At 59.7% G+C, this 19639-nt stretch carries 14 protein-coding genes and 1 pseudogene; 8 read left to right on the plus strand and 7 right to left on the minus strand.

Annotation, left to right across the window (positions count from 1 at the left end):
• The 4 genes and pseudogenes from IB277_RS29890 to IB277_RS29905 form a co-directional block, all read left to right on the plus strand.
• Positions 1–672: pseudogene (locus tag IB277_RS29890) on the plus strand (aspartate-alanine antiporter); the annotation flags it as partial.
• 179 nt (positions 673–851) lie between these two features.
• Complete coding sequence (locus IB277_RS29895; protein WP_192372330.1) at positions 852–3578, plus strand: decarboxylase; 2727 nt, start codon at positions 852–854, stop codon at positions 3576–3578.
• A 216-nt stretch (positions 3579–3794) separates the two neighbouring features.
• Complete coding sequence (aspT, locus tag IB277_RS29900; RefSeq protein WP_192372477.1) at positions 3795–5486, plus strand: aspartate-alanine antiporter; 1692 nt, start codon at positions 3795–3797, stop codon at positions 5484–5486.
• Positions 5487–5620: 134 nt separating this feature from the next.
• Positions 5621–6802 (plus strand): porin, encoded by a 1182-nt coding sequence (locus IB277_RS29905; protein ID WP_192372332.1) that lies wholly within the window; start codon positions 5621–5623, stop codon positions 6800–6802.
• Positions 6803–7003: 201 nt separating this feature from the next.
• Here the strand turns inward: IB277_RS29905 and IB277_RS29910 are convergent, their stop codons facing one another.
• Entirely contained in the window at positions 7004–8731 is a 1728-nt protein-coding gene (locus IB277_RS29910; RefSeq protein WP_192372334.1) for a tetratricopeptide repeat protein, read from the minus strand.
• Between the two features lie 344 nt (positions 8732–9075).
• Between IB277_RS29910 and IB277_RS29915 the strand changes: the two genes are divergently transcribed.
• Positions 9076–9528: a DUF2721 domain-containing protein gene (locus tag IB277_RS29915; protein ID WP_192372336.1), complete on the plus strand. Its 453-nt coding sequence runs from the start codon at positions 9076–9078 to the stop codon at positions 9526–9528.
• 157 nt (positions 9529–9685) lie between these two features.
• Here the strand turns inward: IB277_RS29915 and IB277_RS29920 are convergent, their stop codons facing one another.
• Entirely contained in the window at positions 9686–10213 is a 528-nt protein-coding gene (locus IB277_RS29920) for a hypothetical protein (protein ID WP_192372338.1), read from the minus strand.
• A 531-nt stretch (positions 10214–10744) separates the two neighbouring features.
• Here IB277_RS29920 and IB277_RS29925 point away from each other — a divergent pair.
• Positions 10745–11206, plus strand: a complete 462-nt coding sequence (locus IB277_RS29925; RefSeq protein WP_192372479.1) for a histidine kinase — start codon at positions 10745–10747, stop codon at positions 11204–11206.
• 112 nt (positions 11207–11318) lie between these two features.
• On the opposite strand, the gene ppk2 is transcribed toward IB277_RS29925, so the two are convergent.
• The 4 genes from ppk2 to IB277_RS29945 are packed head-to-tail and all read right to left on the minus strand — an operon-like array spanning position 11319 to position 16327.
• Positions 11319–12173, minus strand: coding sequence for a polyphosphate kinase 2 (gene ppk2, locus IB277_RS29930; RefSeq protein ID WP_192372340.1), 855 nt, complete (start codon positions 12171–12173; stop codon positions 11319–11321).
• Positions 12142–13938 (minus strand): SulP family inorganic anion transporter, encoded by a 1797-nt coding sequence (locus IB277_RS29935; protein WP_192372341.1) that lies wholly within the window; start codon positions 13936–13938, stop codon positions 12142–12144. Before IB277_RS29935 ends, ppk2 begins: the two co-directional genes overlap by 32 nt.
• Positions 13939–13963: 25 nt before the next feature.
• Positions 13964–14941, minus strand: coding sequence for a DUF2950 domain-containing protein (locus IB277_RS29940; RefSeq protein ID WP_192372343.1), 978 nt, complete (start codon positions 14939–14941; stop codon positions 13964–13966).
• Between the two features lie 18 nt (positions 14942–14959).
• On the minus strand, positions 14960–16327 hold the full coding sequence (locus tag IB277_RS29945; RefSeq protein WP_192372345.1) for a DUF3300 domain-containing protein: 1368 nt from the start codon (positions 16325–16327) through the stop codon (positions 14960–14962).
• Between the two features lie 243 nt (positions 16328–16570).
• Between IB277_RS29945 and IB277_RS29950 the strand changes: the two genes are divergently transcribed.
• The gene (locus tag IB277_RS29950) at positions 16571–17173 is read left to right on the plus strand and encodes a helix-turn-helix domain-containing protein (RefSeq protein WP_192372347.1); all 603 of its coding nucleotides are present in this window, start codon (positions 16571–16573) and stop codon (positions 17171–17173) included.
• Between the two features lie 43 nt (positions 17174–17216).
• On the opposite strand, the gene IB277_RS29955 is transcribed toward IB277_RS29950, so the two are convergent.
• Positions 17217–17477 carry a hypothetical protein gene (locus tag IB277_RS29955; protein WP_192372349.1) on the minus strand — a complete coding sequence of 87 codons (261 nt, stop codon included), beginning with the start codon at positions 17475–17477 and terminating at the stop codon, positions 17217–17219.
• A 297-nt stretch (positions 17478–17774) separates the two neighbouring features.
• Between IB277_RS29955 and IB277_RS29960 the strand changes: the two genes are divergently transcribed.
• On the plus strand, positions 17775–19562 hold the full coding sequence (locus IB277_RS29960) for a hypothetical protein (protein ID WP_192372351.1): 1788 nt from the start codon (positions 17775–17777) through the stop codon (positions 19560–19562).
• The last annotated feature ends 77 nt before the right edge of the window (positions 19563–19639 follow it).

Genomic DNA, 19639 nt, shown 5'->3' on the forward strand with positions numbered 1-19639 from the left:
GCTACGGCGACGGAAATTCCGATCCTTCCGAACACGCAAGTCCACCGCGGCGATATCCTGACGATCGTCGGGCGAACGCAGGACACCGCGGCTGCCGCCAAAGCACTGGGTGTGGCCGACCGGCCGACTGACATTGCCGATGTCGCCTTCATCGGCGCCGCAATTGCCATCGGCGCCTTGATCGGTGCGCTCGTCTACAAGGTCGGCGATGTGCCGTTTACCCTATCCACGTCCGGAGGTGCATTGATTTCCGGGCTTTTCTTCGGCTGGCTGCGCTCCGTGCGGCCGAAATTCGGGCGCATACCGACCTCGACCGTCTGGTTCATGAACTCGGTCGGTCTGAATGTCTTCATCGCCGTGGTCGGCATTTCCTCGGGCCCGGGTTTCGTCGCCGGCTTGCAGCAGCTTGGTTTCAGCCTGTTCCTTTGGGGCATATTTGCAACGACCGTGCCACTGGTGCTGGCAATGTATGTTGGGAAATACGTGTTCCGGTTCCATCCCGCCATTCTTCTGGGGTGCTGCTCCGGCGCGCGTACGACGACTGCCTCGTTGGGCATGATCAACGATCGGGCCAAGAGCCAGATTCCTGGGCTCGGCTACACCGTGACTTATGCCGTCGGCAACACCCTGCTGACGATCTGGGGCATGGTGCTCGTGATGATGATGACCTAGAGCCTCTTCAGGTCGCGCAGTGGCGGTCTTCAAAAAGAAGACTTGCGAAAACAGATAGATAGAGGGTTTCCCGATTGCATTTTATCGGGCCCCCTCCTGCAGCCGGTCTTAATGCGTTGCGCGTCGCAACCTGAATTATCGCTGCCTCAGCCCAGTCGGAACACTATCGGGAGCGTGTTATGCCGAACAACACCGTACATGTTGATCAGTTTCTGCTCATCCATTCGGGACGTGCAGACAATTGGCGCGAGATCACGACACTCGCGGACGCCTGGGCCGCCAAGCGTGGCGATCGGGCAGCGCTGGAGGCGGCGATTGCAGCGGTACGGGCGGCGGAGGAGTACCACGCCTATCCGGGGGGGCGGTTGCTTTCGGCACTGGCAGAGCGCATCGCCACCGATGATGCCACCGGGGCAGCAAAGCTTGCGCGACGAATCTCCAACGGGCTGCTTACCCATTCCTATCGGGGCCGTCCGAGCGAATGGGACGTCCACGACGAGATGTCTGCAACCGAGGTGGCCGACATCATGCCGCCCGGAACCGGTGAGGCGGGCGGGCGCCGGCCCTATTTCGAGGTTCTGTTCGTCAACAGCCAGCCGGCCTCCCGATGGGACGCCTTCGCAGCCGAGATCCGCCGGTTGCGCCGGCCGGAGGATGGCTTCATCTACGAGCCCGTTCTGGTGGGTTCGTTCGAGGATGCGTTCTGCGCGGCCGCATTGAACCCCGACATCATAGCCGTCGTCCTCGCCGAGGGATTTCCGTACCGCTCGCGCCACGACGCGCCTGTGCTTCGCTCGGTGCTTGATCCGCTTGGCGAAACCGAGGGGCCGGACATGTCGGCGCTCCGCCTGGCGCGCGGATTGAAGCATATCCGGCCGGAGCTCGACGTGTATTTGCTTTCCGACCGCCAAGTCGAGAAAATTGCCGGCGACCCGACGGCCGATGCCATCCGGCGGGTGTTCTACGCGGTCGAGGAGCCGCTGGAACTGCATCTCGCCATCCTTGAAGGCGTGCAGGAGCGCTACGAAACCCCGTTCTTCGATAATCTGAAGAAATATGCGCGCAGACCGATCGGTACATTTCATGCCTTGCCCATCGCCCGCGGCAAATCCGTCTTCAAGTCGGACTGGATCCGCGACATGGGGGAATTCTACGGGCTCAACCTGTTCCTGGCGGAAAGCAGCGCGACAACCGGTGGTCTCGATAGCCTGTTGGAGCCAACCGGCACCATCAAGCGGTCCCAGGAATTGGCGGCCCGTGCCTTTGGCGCTGACCACGTCTTCTTCGTGACCAATGGCACCTCCACTTCCAACAAGATGGCCGTGCAGGCGCTTCTGGCGCCAGGCGATATCGCGGTGGTCGACCGAAACTGCCATAAGTCGCACCACTACGGCATGGTGCTGACGGGTGCCCAACCATACTACGTCGAGGCGTTCCCGATGACGGAGTATTCGATGTATGGCGCCGTGCCGCTGGCGACCATCAAGCGTGCGCTGCTGGCGCTAAGGGCCGAAGGTCGCCTCGACCGTTTGAAGCTGCTTGACCTTACCAACTGCACGTTCGACGGACATATGTACAACGTCAGACGGGTGATGGAGGAATGCCTCGCCATCAAGCCCGACCTCATCTTTCTCTGGGACGAGGCGTGGTCCGGATTTGCCCGGTTTTCGCCCTTCCTGCGTCCACGCACGGCCATGGGGGCGGCGGCCGACATCGAAGACTGGCTGCGCGATCCGGCCTCTGTCAGCGCCTACGAAAAGCAAAGCGCCGACCTTGGCAAGAATCCCTCCGACGAAGCGCTGCTTGCCGCTCGCCTGATCCCGGATCCGCGCCTTGTCCGCCTTCGGGTCTACCAGACCAACTCCACGCATAAATCCATGTCAGCAATCCGCCAGGGCTCTATGCTGCTGGTCAAGGACGTGGATTTTCACGATGTCGAAGCTCAGTTCCACGAGGCGGTTTTCACCCATGCCTCGACCAGCCCGAACCAGCAGCTGATCGCCAGTCTTGATGTTGCACGCAGGCAGATGGAACTCGACGGCTATGGGCTGGTGATGAACGCGATCGAGATCGCGCTGAAGATCCGCCGGGCGATCAACGAGCACCCGCTGATCTCGAAATACTTCCACGTCCTTGGCGCCGATCAGATGATCCCGGCAGAGTATCGCCAGTCAGGGTTTAAGGATTACCTGGCGCCTGGCTCTACCTGGGCCACGGCGGTCAAGGCGATGAAGGAGGACGAGTTCTATCTCGATCCCACGCGTATGACGCTGGTGTGCGGAACGGCTGGTTTCGACGGGACGCAGTTCAAGGGGCTGCTGGCGAACGAGTATGATATCCAGCTGAACAAGACGTCGCGCAACAGTGTGCTGCTGCAATCCAACATCAACAATACCCGCAGCGATATTGCGCACCTCGTTCGCGTTCTGGTGGAAATCTGCCATGATATCGAAAAGCGGCTCGCCGACGGCGGAGAGGGCGAGCGTGCTGCTTTTGCCGCGCGCGTAAAGTCGCTGATGACGGATGTGCCCGACCTTCCCAATTTCAGTCACTTCCATGAGGTTTACCGCGGCGATGCGGGCCGGACGACGCCGGAGGGCGATATGCGTGCCGCCTTCTTCCACGCCTATGATGCTTCGGTTTGCGAATACGTGCCGCTGATTGGAGCCGAGTGCGACAAGCGGCTGAAGGAAGGTCCGGAAATGGTCTCCGCCAACTTCGTCATTCCCTATCCTCCAGGGTTCCCGATCATGGTGCCGGGGCAAGTGCTGACGCAGGAGACGATCGACTTCATGCGCAAACTGGATGTGAAAGAGATCCATGGCTACGAGAAGGCGCGCGGACTGAAGTTGGTCAAGCCCGATGCTGTCGCCGCGAAAGCGAAGCGTCAGTCAAAAGCGCGATAGCGGCTGCGATGTGGAGGCGCTCCGACGTGGTTTTATCCGCATGATGAACTTGCGCTTTCTGGGGAGTAGCGCATGCAGCCAGAGCTTTTCGAAGGGGTGACTGACAGCCCGTTTGTCGCTGCAGTTCATTGGGGCGCACCGATTTTGCATGAGGGTTTGGGGCGGCAGTGAACGCGTCAAAGCCTCGGATCTGGGTGAGGGGGAACGAGTCTGGTGATGATTTGGGTTGAGCAATTCCTGATCAAGTATCCCGAGCTTGCGGTGTTCCTTGCGATCAGCATCGGATACCTGATCGGTGGTCTCAAGTTGCGTGGCTTCAGTCTCGGACCGGTTACCGGCTCACTGTTTGCCGGCATCCTGATCGGGCAGTTCGCCGACGTCCCGGTTGCCGGCATGGCAAAATCGTTCCTGTTCCTTTTGTTCCTCTTTGGCATCGGCTACTCGGTCGGGCCACAGTTCCTGCAGGCTTTGAAGCGGGACGGAATGAAGCCCGTTCTGCTCGCGGTCGTCGTCTGTGTCACCGGGCTGCTCATGTCCGTCGTCATTGCGAAACTCCTTGGACTGGATCCCGGTTTTGCGGCCGGGCTTTTGTCCGGTTCGCTCACCGAAAGCCCGGCGATGGGCACTGCAACGGAAGCGATCAATGCGCTACCGCTGCCCGAGGCCGACCGCGCGCGGTTCGTGGCGCACATCGCCGTGGCTGACGCGGTCTGCTACGTCTTCGGCGCGGTTGGCGTCATTCTCTTCTGCAGCGTCGTCGGCCCCTGGTTGCTTGGCATCGACCTCGTGGCCGAGGCGCTGAAGCTGGAGAAGGAATACGGCATCACCCGCAAGACGGCTGGGGTCTCCTCCGCCTGGCACAGGTTCGAGATTCGCGCCTACCAGATTGTGGCTGGCGCACCGGCCGCCGGCATGTCGATAGCCGCCGCCGAGGCGGCGCTTCCGGAACACAGACTTTTCATTCAACGTCTGCGCCGGGGCGGCTCGATCATCGAGGCGGCCCCGGATGTCGTGATCGAGCCCGGTGACATCGTCGCTGTCTCCGGGACGAGGGAAGCGTTGGTAAGTGTCCTTGGGCCGCGCGCCGAAGAGATCGAGGACCGCGAACTGCTCGATGTCCCGGTTTCGATCTGCGATGTGCTGCTCACAAGCCCTGATCTCAAGGGTCGAAGCATCGCCGATGTCGCCAAGGAAAGCTGGACCCGCAGCCTTTATCTGCGCACCATTACGCGCGGGAGCCAGGATATTCCCATCGCGTCAGGGATCACGGTCGAGCGCGGCGATATCCTGCGCCTCGTGGGGCCGGAGGCCGTTGTATCGAGCGCCGCCAAGCGCATTGGCGTCGTGGTCGCACCGCCCGCGGCGACCGACTTCCTGGTGCTCGGCCTTGCTATCTTCCTGGGCGGGCTTGTCGGTGTTCTCGTCACGTTTCCCATCGGCGACATGCGGATTTCGCTCAGCACCAGTGTGGGTACACTCCTCGCCGGGTTGGTCGTCGGCCATCTGCGCACGCGCTTCCCGCTCTTCGGCCGAATACCAGACGCCGCGGTATCACTCATGACCGCGCTGGGTCTTGCCGCCTTTGTCGCGATGACGGGTCTTCATGCCGGGCCTGTCTTTGCATCGGCAATCGCCGAGGCCGGGATCGGGCTTCTTTTCGGGGGCATGATCGTCACCACGGTTCCGATGATTGTCGGCCTTTACTTCGGGCGTTACGTGCTTGGAATGAACCCCATCCTGCTCCTGGGCGGGCTTGCCGGGGCGCAGACGATGACGGCCGGCATGGCAGCCGTCCAGGACAGGTCCGGGAGCACGGTTGCTGTCCTTGGCTACACGCCCGCGGTCCCCATCGGGCACATCCTGCTCACCACCTGGGGGACTGTGATCGTCGGTATCGTCGCAGGATGAAGAACGGCAGATTCCACCAATTGGCGGCAACACTTCTGCACGGTTACATTTTTGCAACAGACTTACACAGTGAAAAAGAAAATACTGACTGCGAATCGACAGTGTGACACGACCAAGGCCTAAAGGTGCTTTAGATGCGACAGACACTATACATCGCGCCGCCCTTGCTCTTCATCGCGGCGCTGGCAACCGCGGGATCGGCGGCGGCGCAGGAACCGCCAAAACCTGCGGCGCGGCCTGTGGAGGTCAGCAAGGCGCCGGAGCATTGGCTTCCCAAGCTGCGGCTGGGCGACGACAATGCCTATCTGGAATTCTATGGCCAGATCAACAAGGGCCTGCTGATCTACGATGATGGCGGGACAACGGAAAATTACTTTCCGGTCGACAACGGTAACTCGTCCTCGCGCGCGGGATTTCGCATCTACACGCTCATGGAAAAAGGCTGGTCGTTCGGCGCCAATCTCGAATGGGAATGGAACCCCTACTCGACCACCAATGTGAACCAGTTGAACGAGGATCACTTCGATTGGGGGACTGACCTGCTACGCAAGGCGGAAATTTATCTCGACTCGAAGGATTACGGCAGATTCTGGTTCGGCCAGGGCAGCATGGCCTCGGATGCGACAGCCGAGGTCGATCTGTCCGGAACCACCGTCGTCGGCTATTCGCTTGTTTCCGACATGGCCGGTGGGCCGTTTTTCCGCAACGATGACGGCACGCTGTCGACGGTCCGGGTCAAAGACGCATTCACCAACTATGACGGCCTCAGCCGCAAGTTCCGCGTCCGGTATGACACCCCATCGTTCGGCGGTTTCAGTTTTGCGACGTCGGTCGGCACGCAAGTCGTCCCGGAGGAAACCGACGTCACCGTCTGGGACATGGCGGTCCGATATGATGAGACCTACGATGCCTTCAAAGTCGGTGGCGCAATTGCCTTTTCGAGGCCGGGCGACGGTAATTCGATCTACGACGCGTCCGTTTCCGTGTTGCATCTGGATACCGGTCTCAGCCTTACCCTTGCGGCGGGCTATTCGGATAAGGAAACGGTCGACGGGCGCTACGGTTATGTGAAGGTTGGTTATCAGGCCGATATTTTCGACGTCGGCAAGACGGCGTTCTCGGTCGACGCCTATTTCGGCAAGGACATTGCGGGAATGGGGAGCAAGAGCGACTCCTTCGGAGCGCAGGTTGTCCAGAACCTCGACTATCTGCAGACGGAACTTTACCTGGGAGCTCGGACCCATTCCTTGGAGCAAAGGACAGCCGATCTCCAGGACAGTTTTGCCGTTCTTGGAGGTGCCAGAATAAAATTCTGAAGCACAGTTGGGTGTCCGTTGCCGACCGGACCTTTTCCAATGAACAGCGTCTCTCATTATCATTATTCTAGAAAGTGCTTGAGCTTCGCGTTATGGATTCACCGGCCTGTCTGTCGAGGCCAAGGTGGTCAATTGCCGTTGCGAATTCCCTTCGAGGAAGTCAGCACGGAACGGAGTTTAAATCCCGCGTCTACTCAGAGATCACGGCAGACTGGCAAGGCGAACGCCCGCCTTGCTAAGACCCTCGTCGATCAACGCGATCAAGTCCGGCGCGTATCCTCGCGCAGCAAGTTCTGTCTCGGCTGATTGCGGCAAACCGCGCTTAGTCCAACGAAGCCCGCCAAGGGCGTTGGTGGCCTCACGGGTCAGGCTGAGTTGGCCAGCCGATGCCATACGCAGGATGTTGACTGCGGTATCGGCGGGGTTGGCCAGTTGGCGCGCGCGTGTCAGCGCGTCGCGATACTTGCCGTTTCGATAGTCATCCAGGGCCAGGGTAAGCGCTGCGTCGCGGTGCAGATAGTCGCAGCCCGCTTCCGCCACCCGCGCGAGGCGCACGCCCTCAGAATAGTCCCCACTGACGAAGAACAGCAGACCGAGCCGAGCGGGGATGGCATCATCCAGCGGATTGAGTGCGGCGGCGCGGCGGCCGGACAGGAACGCCGCCTCCTTGTCGCCGCCGACGAAGCGTGCCTGCATCTGGGCGACATAGCTTTGGCTTGATTGCGGTGCGAGAGCCACGGCTTTGTCCGCGAGCTCCATCGCCCGCGCCGCCGCCGTCGGCGAGGCGCTTGCCTCACCGGTCGCCACCAGCACCATGGCCAGACTCGCAAGCACATCGGCATCGACCGCCTGATAAGTTACCGACCGTTCCAGGCAGGTACGTGCTGAAGCCAAGCCTTCCGGGTCGATCCGCGCCAGGGAGGCATAGGCTAGCAGCACGCAACCGTATCCGAGCGACGGCGACACGAGCTGCCCCGCGGCCTCCAGACTGACGATGACACCTTCCTCACCTGCAAGCGAGCCGGCGAGCCGGGTCAGCAGCTTTTCCTGGACGGCGCGTGCGTCACTGCTGTCGATGTCGGCTTTCGCCGTGCCCGCTCGCAAGGCCTCATTGCTTTGTGCATCCACCACCTGCCACGAAACCCGATGCTCGTGCGAGGCGACGTTGTAAGCGATTGAAACGTGATATTCCTTGCCGCTCTGCGATGATCCGTCAACGCCGGCTGCCGGTCTCTGCGTGAGGGTGCGCACGCCGGAAAAATGCGATAGCGCATGAACGAGGTAGTCGCTCGCCTTCCTTTGTTCTTCGGCATCGGCTCCGCTTGCGGTCGGGACGATGATAACGATCGTCGGCTTCGCAGAAAGCACCGGTTGCCAGGGAAAGCGCTCAACGAACGAGAGATAGGCCGCACCGCCCATTACCGCGGCTCCTGCGACAGCGCCCGCGATCAGAGTGAAGCGACGGCGTTTGGGCTGGACGATGGCGGGGATCGCTTCCGGTTCGTCCGGCTTGCGCCTCCTTTCTACGGGGGAGATCGCGATTCCTGAAGGGGCAGGGGACCGGCCGCTGGTCGTGAAATGCGGAACGTAGTTGCCCTTGGGCAGCTCGATGCGGAGCCCCGCTTTCTCGCCGAAATTATCGTGATATTGCGCCAGCGCTGCGCGCAGCCGCGAGACCTCCACACGCACGATTGGATCGGTTGCCGCATCGAAGGTGGTTGGACGGCCGAAAACATCGATCGCGATAGTATAGGCTTTGACCCGCCCGGAGCGGCCCGCGAAGAATTCATCGATCAGGTAGCGCAGGAGTTTCCGGTGACGATCGGTCGCATGGAACTTACGATCGGCAAGCAAACGGTCAAGTGCAGCACGCGCCTCATCTTCAGTGACGGCACTGTGTGCTTGTTGACACGCATTCCTGTCATCCATGCTGCGCCCTCAACTGCGCACCACCCTGAAGCGAGCGCGAGCGCAACACGAACTCTAGACGAGAGCCGCAGCGGGGAAAACAGTAAATTGTCTCGTCACAAAATATTCGTGGAGGCGAGTGAGGCTGCGAACATCACGCAACCTAGTGCCGTGCCTCTGTCGTGCGCCGATGTCAAAGTCGTCATAGCTTGGGAGGGTTAGAGAAGCGACATGGCGGCCCCGGCCGCCTGGCCGTGCTCGTAAATTAAGACGCCGGTTTGGTGCAAATCGGAGCTTTTGATTGCCTAACGAGAGGGCCGCTATAGATCAAAAAGACGCTATCCGCCCATACTTGAGGACCGCACATGGAACCTCCTGCAATCGTCAATGACCTTGCCTCTATTGTGCAAACCGCGCTGGCGCCTGTTTTCCTACTTGCTGGCACAGCCGGTTTCGTCGGCGTCTATGAGATCCGGCTTGGCAGGGTGTCGGAGAGGCTCAATGCGATACAGGAGAAAGGCGAAAGGGGCGAGGTGCGACGGACGCAACTGGATTATCTGCGACGGCGAACGTTGGCCTTGGAAATAGCAGTCGCCCTTGGCACATTTGCGGCGATCTGCACCGGTTGGGCTATCCTCAATCTGCTTGCTGGCGCACTCCAGTTCGGGTTTCGTGAAGAAAATCTCTTCTGGTTCTTTGGCGGTGCAATCCTGTCGCTTATCGGATCACTTCTGGCATTCCTTATCGAGATGCTTGTTGCGGGGCGAAGCATGCTGCGCCAGATGCGAACGGATGATGCGGGTGAGCAGCGCGAATAACTGCCGTAGCTTTTCGCACCTGGCAGACGTATATGCCCAAACAAGGCGTCTCGGCTTAAGTCCTTGGCATGGCCGGCACGGCGCTAGCACGCGAAATACGAATCGCTCAACGACAAGATGATGTCGCGCAACGTTTGTTTCGGAGGTACCAACCTGTTCAAACTACCGCGGAACAATCGCTCAGGGACGAGGGTGAGGGGCTTCTGACTTCGGCGACATAAACCTCGTAACCGAACAGGGGATCCTGGCTCAAGTCCTTGCCATCAAACCAGGTCATAAAGTCTTCAAGGTCGGTCTGCCGTGAGAAACCCATAGCCACGGCAGACATGGTTTCGATGTCGCCATCTTCGTCCTCGTATGTCGCGCTCACCTCGAGGACACCCAACCGTTTGAAGTTCGCTTGCATGTGAAATGAAAGCCAAACCAGATATTCCAGCGGGTAACCGGGATTACCTCCGTATGTCACAACGAACGGGAAAGCTAAACGGAACCGTTCGGCCAGCGCTTCGCCGTCGGTCACAAAGATCAGGAGATCAGTATCTTCGTCGATGTCGTGAAGTTCGATCGTCAAATCATGATTGCGCAATGCGACGTAGCCGCCAAGGCGATCCCATGGCAAGGAGGTCATGATGATGTCGCGCCATCGCTTGATGGCCTCGTCGAGATCGCTGCGGACCAAAAACATGAAGAATTCCTGCAAAGCGTGACAACCAAGAACATACAGCCTCGCATAGCGCGCGATTCAGTCAATAGATATTAGGGGGCACTAAATCTCATTTGCGACTTGTAGGGGGACAAGGTGAAGTTTGCGAGGATGGAGACCGCGGGCGCCGGCGATTTCGCTCGGGTGACGCCCACTGTTTAGGAGCAATTCCAAGGCCGGTTCTTCCTGGAGCGCGGGGCGCTAGCGAAAGTGAATCCACGGGGGTCCAAAGCGCACATAGCGACGGAATTATAAGCTTGCGGTTGTAGTATTTTAGGATAGCCTTGTGGGGGATTAGCCCGCATCGGCTATCCCGTTTGGAAGTGAGAAAGATCAACAAATAGAGAGACCTCGGACAAGAGGCGGCTCATATTCGAAAATGCTTCGTCCCCGAATTGGTATGCCGATCGGGTTCCCTTGGATGTACTTGCGGGACGTCTTTGGCTTGCGGCGCACGGCAACCGTGTAGTCCGATGTCACAGTGGTCCCATTTGCTTGAAATGGATCGACGTGATGGCTGAGAATAAGAATGCCGGCACACCTCCGAGTGCACAGGACCTCCGAATGCAGATCCTCCAGCGGGAAATGGAGGAGATGGACAAAGATCGGCGATTGAGGACGATTGAGGAAGAGAAACACGCCGACTTTGCCGCAGATTTCCTCAAGAAGCAGGTGACCGAGGAGGAGATCGCCATCGTTCGCCGCCTTGTGACGAACGCCGTCAAGGCCGGCAAGTTTGAAGCTATGGTTTATAGCTTCCCGTCCGAGCTATGCACCGACAGCGGCCGCGCCATCAACAGCGGTGATCGCGACTGGCCTCAGACCCTGCAGGGCAAGGCAAAGGAGTTCTTCGATCGCTATCAGCAGCACGGCAAGCCGCAAGGCTACAAGTTGAAGGCGATGATCATCAACTTTCCGGGCGGCGTGCCCGGCGACGTCGGGTTCTTCCTGAACTGGGCTCCGGACAAGGCCTGAGCATCACCGCCATCGGCGTCGGAGTGAGCGGTGGCGGCACTACATTTCCTGTGCTCAGGGAACGATCGACCGTTTCGGTAAGCCCGCGCCTTTCGGCGCGGGCTTATGCGCTTTAAGCAACGTCAGGCACCGTTCTGCGAACGTGGTCGTCGTGCTCGAAGTCATCCGGTCGTTTCTGGCGTTTGCCGAGGTCCGGCTCGGTGAACTTCACGCGCTCGTAGGGGATCGAGGCAAGAATGTGCGAGATGCAGTTGATCCGCGCCCGCTTCTTGTCGTCCGACGGCACGATCCACCAGGGGGCATACTCCGTGTCCGTCATGCGGATCATCTCGTTGTAAGCCCGGGTATAGTCCCACCAGCGCTGATAGGACTCGACGTCCATCGGGCTAAGCTTCCACTGGCGCAATGGATCGGCGATGCGCTGACGGAACCGGCGTTCCTGCTCCTTCTCGCTGACGTCGAGGAAGTATTTCAGCAGGACGATGCCGCTTTCGACCATTGCCGCTTCGAAGCGCGGCGCGAGTTCGAGGAAGCGCCGGGCGCTGTCTTCGGAGGTGAAGCCCATGACGCGCTCCACACCCGGGCGGTTGTACCAGGAGCGGTCGAAGATCACCACTTCGCCGGCTGCCGGCAGATGCTGGATGTAGCGCTGCATGTAGATCTGCGACTTTTCCCGCTCCGTCGGCGCTGGCAGGGCCGTTACCCTGAAGACGCGGGGGCTGACGCGCTCGGTAAGTCGCCGGATCACGCCGCCCTTGCCGGCAGCATCGCGGCCTTCGAAGATGATGACGATGCGGGCGCCGGTCTTTTTCACCCAGGCCTGCAGGTGCGCAATCTCTTCTTGCAGCCGGGCGAGCTCCTTGGCGTAGCCACCGGATGATCGCTCTTCTGCGGGTGCAGACGCTTCGACAACCTTGTCGGGGCCGTTCTTGTCCTTATTCTTTTTCTTGCCTTCGTGTTTTCCCATCTGTCTCTCCCGTTTCGAAGTTTTGTGCAGTTCCCATGGCGTTGGAGTTCGCCACAGCTTCCCCTTTCGGCACCTGGCTTTCGCCGTACCGGGCTTCGTAAGCGTCGAGCGCGTCCTCCATGCCCTCGAAGATCATGTTGGGTCCGATTCTTTCGATGATGCCGGCTCGCTCAAGCAGGGCGCGGGCATCCGTGTGCAGTTCCGCCGTACCGAGCGCAATGTCGCGCGCCTTCAGTTCCTCGGCGAGATCCCCGAGCATCTCGGCTGCGGTGCTGTCGATCTGCGGGATCGCACTGGCATCGATGACCAGCCAATGCGCAGGGGGCGGCAGTTCGTCGGCGATCGCCGTCAAGCGCGCCCGCACATAGTCCGCGTTGTAGAAAAGCAGGCTGTCCTGGATCATGCAGGCGCCAAAGCCCGGCACCGGGCGTGCGTCCGGTGCTCGATGCAGCTTGTAGAAACCGTCCCGGCCGGGGATTCTGCCAAGCATCGCGTCGTGCGGATACATGGTCTGCAGCAGCAGATAGATCAGTGTCGCGGCAATCGCGATGACCACGCCGGTCAAGACGCCGAGGCCGATCGGCCCCCAGAGCGCGATCAGGGCAAAAACGAACTCGATCCGGTTGACGCGCCATATCCGCCTGAGGCCCTTGATGTCGATCAGGCTGAGTGCGGTCGCCGCAAGGATAGCGCCGAGCGCCGCGATCGGCAGGACGCGCAGAATGTTGCCGAGAAACAGGAGCACGGCCATCAGGGTCGCAGCGGCAACCAGGCTTGCGATTTGCGATCTACCACCGACAGCAAAGTTCACGGCGGTACGGGAATCCGAAGCGGTCACCGGAAACGCCCCGAACAGCCCGGCGGCGAAATTTGCTGCACCGAAGCCTGTCAGTTCGCGATTTGGATCGACACGATAGCCACCGAGCGTCGCGAAACTGCGCGCCGTGATGACACCGGAGCCGAAACTGACGAGGAAGATGGCGGCTCCGCCCGTCAGTAGGGCGTCAATCGGCAGGTTCCCGAGGCGCGGCAGGGTAAACGACGGTAACCCCTGCGGTATGTCGCCGACAACCGCCATGCCGCGCCCTTCGAAGTCGAAGAGAAAGGAAAGCAGCACGGCGACGAAGACGACGATGACCGGTCCTGGTATGGGCGATCGATAGATGCGGGCCACTTGCAGGAGCGCGAAGCAGGCCAAGGCAAATGCCAGGGTGGGCCAATGGATCGAACCGGCTTGGCGCAGAAGTTCGACCACCGGCGATATCAGACCCTCGGACTCGATGCTGACGCCGGTAAAACGCTTGATCTGCCCAACCAGGATGGACAGGGAGATGCCGGCGAAGAAACCGGTCAGGATCGGACGTGACAGAAAGGTTGCCAGCACCCCGAGCCGCACGAGGCGGGCAATCAGGCAAAGGATACCGACGATCAGCGCCAGCAGCGCAGCGGCTGTCACGCGGTCGACCGTGGTGCCGGGCGTAGCGAAAACCGTTGTCAGAACCGCGGCCAGCACGGTCATCGTCGCAGCATCCGGTCCAACGATCAGTTGGCGCGATGGCCCGAAAAGTGCGTAGGCGATGAGCGGCGTTATGCTGGCATAGAGGCCGGTTTCGGCCGGCAGTCCAGCTATGGCCGGGTAGGCGATGGCGCTTGGCAGGCCAACGGCGGCAATGGCAAGTCCTGCGGAGATATCGTTGCGCAGCCAGCCGGCACGGTAACCATCCAGGTTCGCGAGCAATGGCAGGGGAGGCAAAGTAAATGGCATGTTTGTGTCTCGATAACGCGAAGAGTCAATCGGGCACGACGTCCCATTTGTCGTCGGGATCGAAGCTGTCGATGAAGGGCACGATCTCTTCGGTATTCGGCCCGAGATCGCGTTCGTAGACGATACCTTGCTGGTTGACGACGAAGGTCTTGACGCCGGTCTCGGCATAGCTTGCCGGCCAGGCGATCAATGCAAAGCCGCCGATCATGTTGCCGTTGATGACATAGTCATAATGGCCGCCGGCGATGTTATCGCCCTGCGATATCAGGATGCGGAAACGGTAGCCGAAATACCCTTGGCCGGCCTTTGCCTTTTCCAGCGCAGCTTCGCTGATCGCATCGCCGACCGGGCTTTCACCATCGCCCTGGTCAGCCGGCCAGTAAAGCCCGTCGGTCAGGCCCGGGCTACTGATCAGCTTCTGGGCATATTCGAGCACGCCATCGGCGTCGCGATCCTCAGAGGCATATTCCCTCTGGGCATCGACATAGGCCTGTACCGTGTCGATTGCCTCCAGTTCGTTCTCGCCGACGCGGCGATTGACGATCTCCTCGAGCCCGACATAGGTGTCGAAGGCCCATTTGCCGTCTTCGCCCTTGGTGATCGGGAATGGCAGCGGCCAGAGCCGATCGCCGATCTGGATGATCTTGCGCCCTTCGAGATCGCGTACGATCACATTGCGGGCGGCACCTTCACGGATGAGCGCAAAGGTATCCATCGTCCCTTCACCGGCCTTCAGCTTCTCGGCATTGAGCCCCAAAAGCTTCGCCAGACCGTCGAAATCATTGGCGGCGAGCTTCGCCTTGAATTCGTCGACCGCCTTGGCTGGGTCATCGAAGACCGGAGGATCTTCGTCCGCCGCATAGGCGTCGAGGCCGGCCGCCATTTGATCCGTTGGTGCCTGTTCCGCCGGCGCCTTTGTCTGCGAGAAGGCGTTGAGCGGCACGGCGGCCAACGTGAGAGCGATCGCCGTCCCAAGGAGAAGCGGATGAAAGAGCTTTGTCATGGTCGTTCTCCTATCTGACTATCGTCTGCCGCCGCCGCGCCCACCGCCGCCGCCACCGCGGTGGATTGGAGGTTTGCCACCGCCGCGGGTCGCTTGTGGCCGCCCGCCGCCACGCTGGCCGCCACCCATGCTCTGTCCACCACGCTTCGACGAATTGACCTCGCGCCGGCCGGAATTGACGTTGCCGAGCCCCGACGGGTTCACGGGTCGATTCTCGGCCTTGCCGCCCATCTTCGGCTTGCCTGCGGGTCGGTTTGCCGGGGTCTGCTTTGCTTGCGGACGGTTGGCGCCTGCCTTGGCGTCACCGGCCTTCGGTCTTGTCGCCTGACCATCGGCAGGACGGGTCGCGGACCGCTGCTGCGCTTTCAGTCCATCTAACGTGCTCTTGCGCACATCCCTGATCTGGCCGGCGCTGCCGCCGCCAGCGGGCCGCGCGTTCGGGCGCTCGCGATTGATCTCGTTGGCGCGGTTGCGCAGGTTGTTGTTGCCGTCGGCCTTGATGTTGTTCTTGATGTTGGTCCGGTCGAACTTCTGAAACTGGGTGCTGTCGAATTTGATCTTGCTGCGGTCGACATTCTTCCAGTCGACGTCGTTCCACTTGACCTTGCCGTTGATGTTGTTGAAGCAATTGTTGCAGTCGATGTCGACGTCACCGCCGTTCCAGCGGCCGCCCCACACGCCCCAATCGTCCCAGTCGACGATTGCTGCGAAGGCAGCACCCGTCACAGCACCTGCAAAGAAGGTCGCGCCCGGATACCAGTAGGCGGGAGAGGGCTCGTCATAGTAGCTGATCGGTGTTGGTGCATAATTCGGCTCGTACAGCATCTCCGGCGGATACTGCGGCACGTAGATCGTTTCCGGGTTCGCCGCCTGGATGACGACATTGTCGCCTTCCTGGACCACTTTTACCTTGTCGTCCGTCTTGATGATGTTCTTGGCGACCGCCTCGTCGCGCAGTTGCTGTATCGCGATCAGCACGTCCTTCTGCTGATTGGCGATCGCATCACCGAAGGACTGGTTCCAGTCGAGGTCTTCGGCCATCATCTTGACGATCTGGGGATAGTTGAGCAGCGAGATGACGCTGCCGTCCCAATCGTCCTTCGGCTTCATGTCGGGCTTCTTCTGGCGTGCCTCGAGGAAGCGCTCCGCCTCGACGATCTGCAGCGGATAGAGAGCCGCAGCGGAGATCAAGGCCACCAGTTCGTCCGGATAGAGCGCGATGCGGGCGACGAGGATTTCGAGTTCGTCGTCGCTGAGCGGTTCCGGCGCTGTCTGCTGCTCGGCCGCCGGGGCGCTTGCCGACTGCTGCGCGATTGCCTGGCTCGACGGTGATGAGAGCATCATGGCAATGGCACTGCCAAGTAGGATGGTCGTCTTCCGGATCATAAACACCTCTCCAAGCACGAGGACGACGCGTCCTAATGCAAACTATGGTCGGCCCAGAAGTGAATAGACATGGCCGCATTCGCTCGCGAAAGAGCGCCATCGGGCTGCTGTCGTAAATTCGCGTAAGTTACGCTGTGCGTGCGCGTGAGCCCCTTATTGTCATCAGTATGACTTTTCGTCCGGCCTAATTTTGATTGCATTTACATCCACGGGCGCATTGTTGCCGCCGTCTGTCGAGGTCACATGACTGTAGAAATATGGACCAGGAGCCGCACTCATCTCAATGAAGCTTCTCCACTTCTAACTTTTACGGATGGCCAGGAAATTTACTGCACCGGGGACACGGCGGACCGCGCCTTCCGTGTCGCTTTCGGGGCCGTGCGCGTCTACCGAATGCTCACAAGTGGTCGGCGTCAGATCCTTTCATTTCATATGGCGGGAGAATGGTTCGGGATTGAACGTGACAAGCGCCGGAAGTTCAGTGCTGAAGCAATTGGGTCGAGCGGAATTCTTTCCGTGAATGCCAGCCCGAACGATAGGGCCGTGCCCCTATCATCTATATTCTTGGCACTGTCATCCGCGCAGGAGCAACAGCTCGTCGTTGGCCGACCGAGCGCGGATGAACGCGTCGCCGCGTTTCTGCTGGAAATGTCGGCTCGGCACCATGGCGCCCATGAATTCGAGTTGCCGATGCCTCGTAGCGACGTTGCGGACTACCTCGGCTTAACCATCGAAACGATTTCGCGTGCCATGACAAGATTGAAGCGAGGCAAGCTGATCAGGCTCGATGGCTCTCGGCGCATCGAAATCCTGGATATGGAAGCCCTAAAAACGATCTGCAGTTGAAGCCGCAGCGCACGAGCAGACAATTATGGCGGGCCATCTCCCGTCACGCCAGGAATTCCCGAATTTCCTGAACGAGCGCCTCAATCAGCTCTTCGTATTCTCGTCGGCGTTCTTCGCGTAGATCGGTCGAATACATATCGACCCTGCCCAGGGCTTCGTCAGCAACAGCCAGGTCATCGCACAATCCACGGAAACTCTCGCGACCAAGCAGAAGCTGTCGTATCTGAACAGACTTGTCAGGAAAGCGGCTCAACGCCGCCTGGAGCCCCGGGCTACCGACGTTTGAATTCAATCGCGCTTCCATACTCCCCCCCCGCCCACGACAGATTGTCTCGACCCCTGATGGATAGTAGGCGGATCATCTTGGTTGCACAGGTATGATACGCGACAATACGGGACGGGATACCCTTGGGTCCCCTGACAGCCTCAGAGCAGAGATTACGGGAAATGGACCGATGCCGATCAGCGGAGTAGTTGATTTAAAAGATTTTTTGCTTACGGCTATTCTTGCGCGAGTTCTAAATATAGGGTGGTTCGAGGAAGGGCAATTTGTAACCCGATCGCCTATAAGTTGGGCTCGGGCGTCTTCGAAAGGGATCCGATGGTCGCTGCAAGTTCAGGCAAAGAGCAATTCGAAGGACCCTCTGCCGATGACGTGCGAGCACAACTGGACCGTATCCTTTCAAGCGACAAATTCCATCTTCCTGAACGGGCTCGAAACTTCCTAAAGTTTGTTGTCAATGAAACCCTCGAGGGTCGTGCCGAGTACCTGAAGGCATTCACCATTGCACATGATGTATTCGGGCGAAGAGACACCTTTGACGCGCAGAACGATCCGGTCGTTCGAATTGAAGCTGGCCGAATCCGTCGCGAACTGGAGCGATACTACCTGCTGTCGGGTTCAAACGAACGAGTGGTCATCACTATTCCGAAAGGTGGCTACGTGCCGGCCTTCGAATTCAATCGTGAGTTCAAAGGTGTCGAGCAGGCAGGAACTGAGACGCTAGCCCAGATCGAGGATGGGCTTGCGTCTCAGCCTGCGACCCCGGAGCGTCCGAAAGCCAGGTTTCGCATCGGATTTCCGGTGCAGGCGCTGCTTGCTGCTGCTGTGGTGGGCGTGGTGGTCACCTCCACGCTGCTGATAAGAGCAGGTGACACAGATTACGGTGTTGCATCCGAGGCTACCGCAACCACTCGCCCGGCCATTGCGGTGGAGCGCTTCCGGGATGTTGTGGTGAGCGATCGCTCTTCCAGTCTCTCGATGGGGCTGACAGAAGAGATCATCGGCAATCTGGTCAAGTTCAAAGAGATCATTGTTACTGAGGGGACGGCATCTGCTGGACGTAACCGGACCACTTCAGGCTACATCCTCCAGGGCTCTGTGAGATTGGAAAATGAAAAGGTCCGATCAATTGCACGGCTCGTTCGGCGTTCGGATGGGGTAATCATCTGGGCGAACAACTACGATTCAGATTTGCGCGCGCAAAGCGCATTTGAAATTCAAGGCGCCCTTGCAAAAGACATCGCTACCGCAGTCGCTCAGCCGTTCGGCGTGATCTTCCAGACCGACACGAAAGATATTGCGTCCCAGAGTGTAGGCGGATGGGACGCCTACACCTGCACCTTGGCCTACTACAGTTATCGAACCGAGATGACGCAACCCGCCCACGAAGTCGCGAAAGATTGTCTGGAAAAGGCGACCACCCGGGCGCCGTCCGATGCGACGATGCAGGCGTTTCTGTCGCTTCTCTTTCTCGATGAGGTGCGTTTTTCCTATAAGCTTGGCGCGAAACCGGTTCCGGCCTCGCTCGAGACATCTTTCAAGCTGGCTCAGCACGCAGTCGAACTCGATCCCCAAAACGCCCGCGCGCTGCAGGCACTTATGCTCGCCAGCGTTTTCAGAAACGATATCCAATCGGCATTGCGGGCCGGTGCGGCTGCCTATGCCATCAACCCCAACGATACAGAGGTTGCTGGAGAGTACGGTTTGCGCCTGGCGATGTCCGGTAAATGGGAGACCGGGTGCGGACTTATCTCGAACGCTGTGAGCAAGGGAGCCGGCCCGAAGGGGTACTTCGAGGTTGGGATGGCGCTCTGTGCATTCATCGACGGTGACTTGGGGGCGGCGGAGCTCTGGTCGCGAATGTCCGATCTCGATTACAATCCGATGCACCACATGGTCTTGACGGCCATTCTTGGGGCCGCGGGCCGGATCGATGAGGCCAGAAACGAGCTAAACTGGCTCAACCAACACACCCCCAAGCTCATGCCGAATATCGCCCGAGAGATCTCAGTGCGCATCGCGCGCCAGGAAGATCGGGAACGGATTTTTGCCGGCTTGCGCGCGGCTGGTGCAGAAATCGATAGCTCTCCAAGCGCGACCAACTGATCAGCGACGCCTCGTCGTAAGGCATAGAGGTTACGCGAAGCTACGCCGGCAACTAGCTTCGAGATGATAAGCGTCCC

This window comes from Ensifer sp. ENS07, assembly GCF_014852185.1.
Classification (GTDB): domain Bacteria; phylum Pseudomonadota; class Alphaproteobacteria; order Rhizobiales; family Rhizobiaceae; genus Ensifer; species Ensifer adhaerens.

What these genes read in the sequence shown, in the direction of transcription:
- IB277_RS29895 (WP_192372330.1), top strand. Translation starts at nt 852, where the DNA reads ATGCCGAACAACACCGTACATGTTGATCAGTTTCTGCTCATCCATTCG.
- aspT (WP_192372477.1), top strand. Translation starts at nt 3,795, where the DNA reads ATGATTTGGGTTGAGCAATTCCTGATCAAGTATCCCGAGCTTGCGGTG.
- IB277_RS29905 (WP_192372332.1), top strand. Translation starts at nt 5,621, where the DNA reads ATGCGACAGACACTATACATCGCGCCGCCCTTGCTCTTCATCGCGGCG.
- IB277_RS29910 (WP_192372334.1), bottom strand. Translation starts at nt 8,731, where the DNA reads ATGGATGACAGGAATGCGTGTCAACAAGCACACAGTGCCGTCACTGAA.
- IB277_RS29915 (WP_192372336.1), top strand. Translation starts at nt 9,076, where the DNA reads ATGGAACCTCCTGCAATCGTCAATGACCTTGCCTCTATTGTGCAAACC.
- IB277_RS29920 (WP_192372338.1), bottom strand. Translation starts at nt 10,213, where the DNA reads ATGTTTTTGGTCCGCAGCGATCTCGACGAGGCCATCAAGCGATGGCGC.
- IB277_RS29925 (WP_192372479.1), top strand. Translation starts at nt 10,745, where the DNA reads ATGGCTGAGAATAAGAATGCCGGCACACCTCCGAGTGCACAGGACCTC.
- ppk2 (WP_192372340.1), bottom strand. Translation starts at nt 12,173, where the DNA reads ATGGGAAAACACGAAGGCAAGAAAAAGAATAAGGACAAGAACGGCCCC.
- IB277_RS29935 (WP_192372341.1), bottom strand. Translation starts at nt 13,938, where the DNA reads ATGCCATTTACTTTGCCTCCCCTGCCATTGCTCGCGAACCTGGATGGT.
- IB277_RS29940 (WP_192372343.1), bottom strand. Translation starts at nt 14,941, where the DNA reads ATGACAAAGCTCTTTCATCCGCTTCTCCTTGGGACGGCGATCGCTCTC.
- IB277_RS29945 (WP_192372345.1), bottom strand. Translation starts at nt 16,327, where the DNA reads ATGATCCGGAAGACGACCATCCTACTTGGCAGTGCCATTGCCATGATG.
- IB277_RS29950 (WP_192372347.1), top strand. Translation starts at nt 16,571, where the DNA reads ATGACTGTAGAAATATGGACCAGGAGCCGCACTCATCTCAATGAAGCT.
- IB277_RS29955 (WP_192372349.1), bottom strand. Translation starts at nt 17,477, where the DNA reads ATGGAAGCGCGATTGAATTCAAACGTCGGTAGCCCGGGGCTCCAGGCG.
- IB277_RS29960 (WP_192372351.1), top strand. Translation starts at nt 17,775, where the DNA reads ATGGTCGCTGCAAGTTCAGGCAAAGAGCAATTCGAAGGACCCTCTGCC.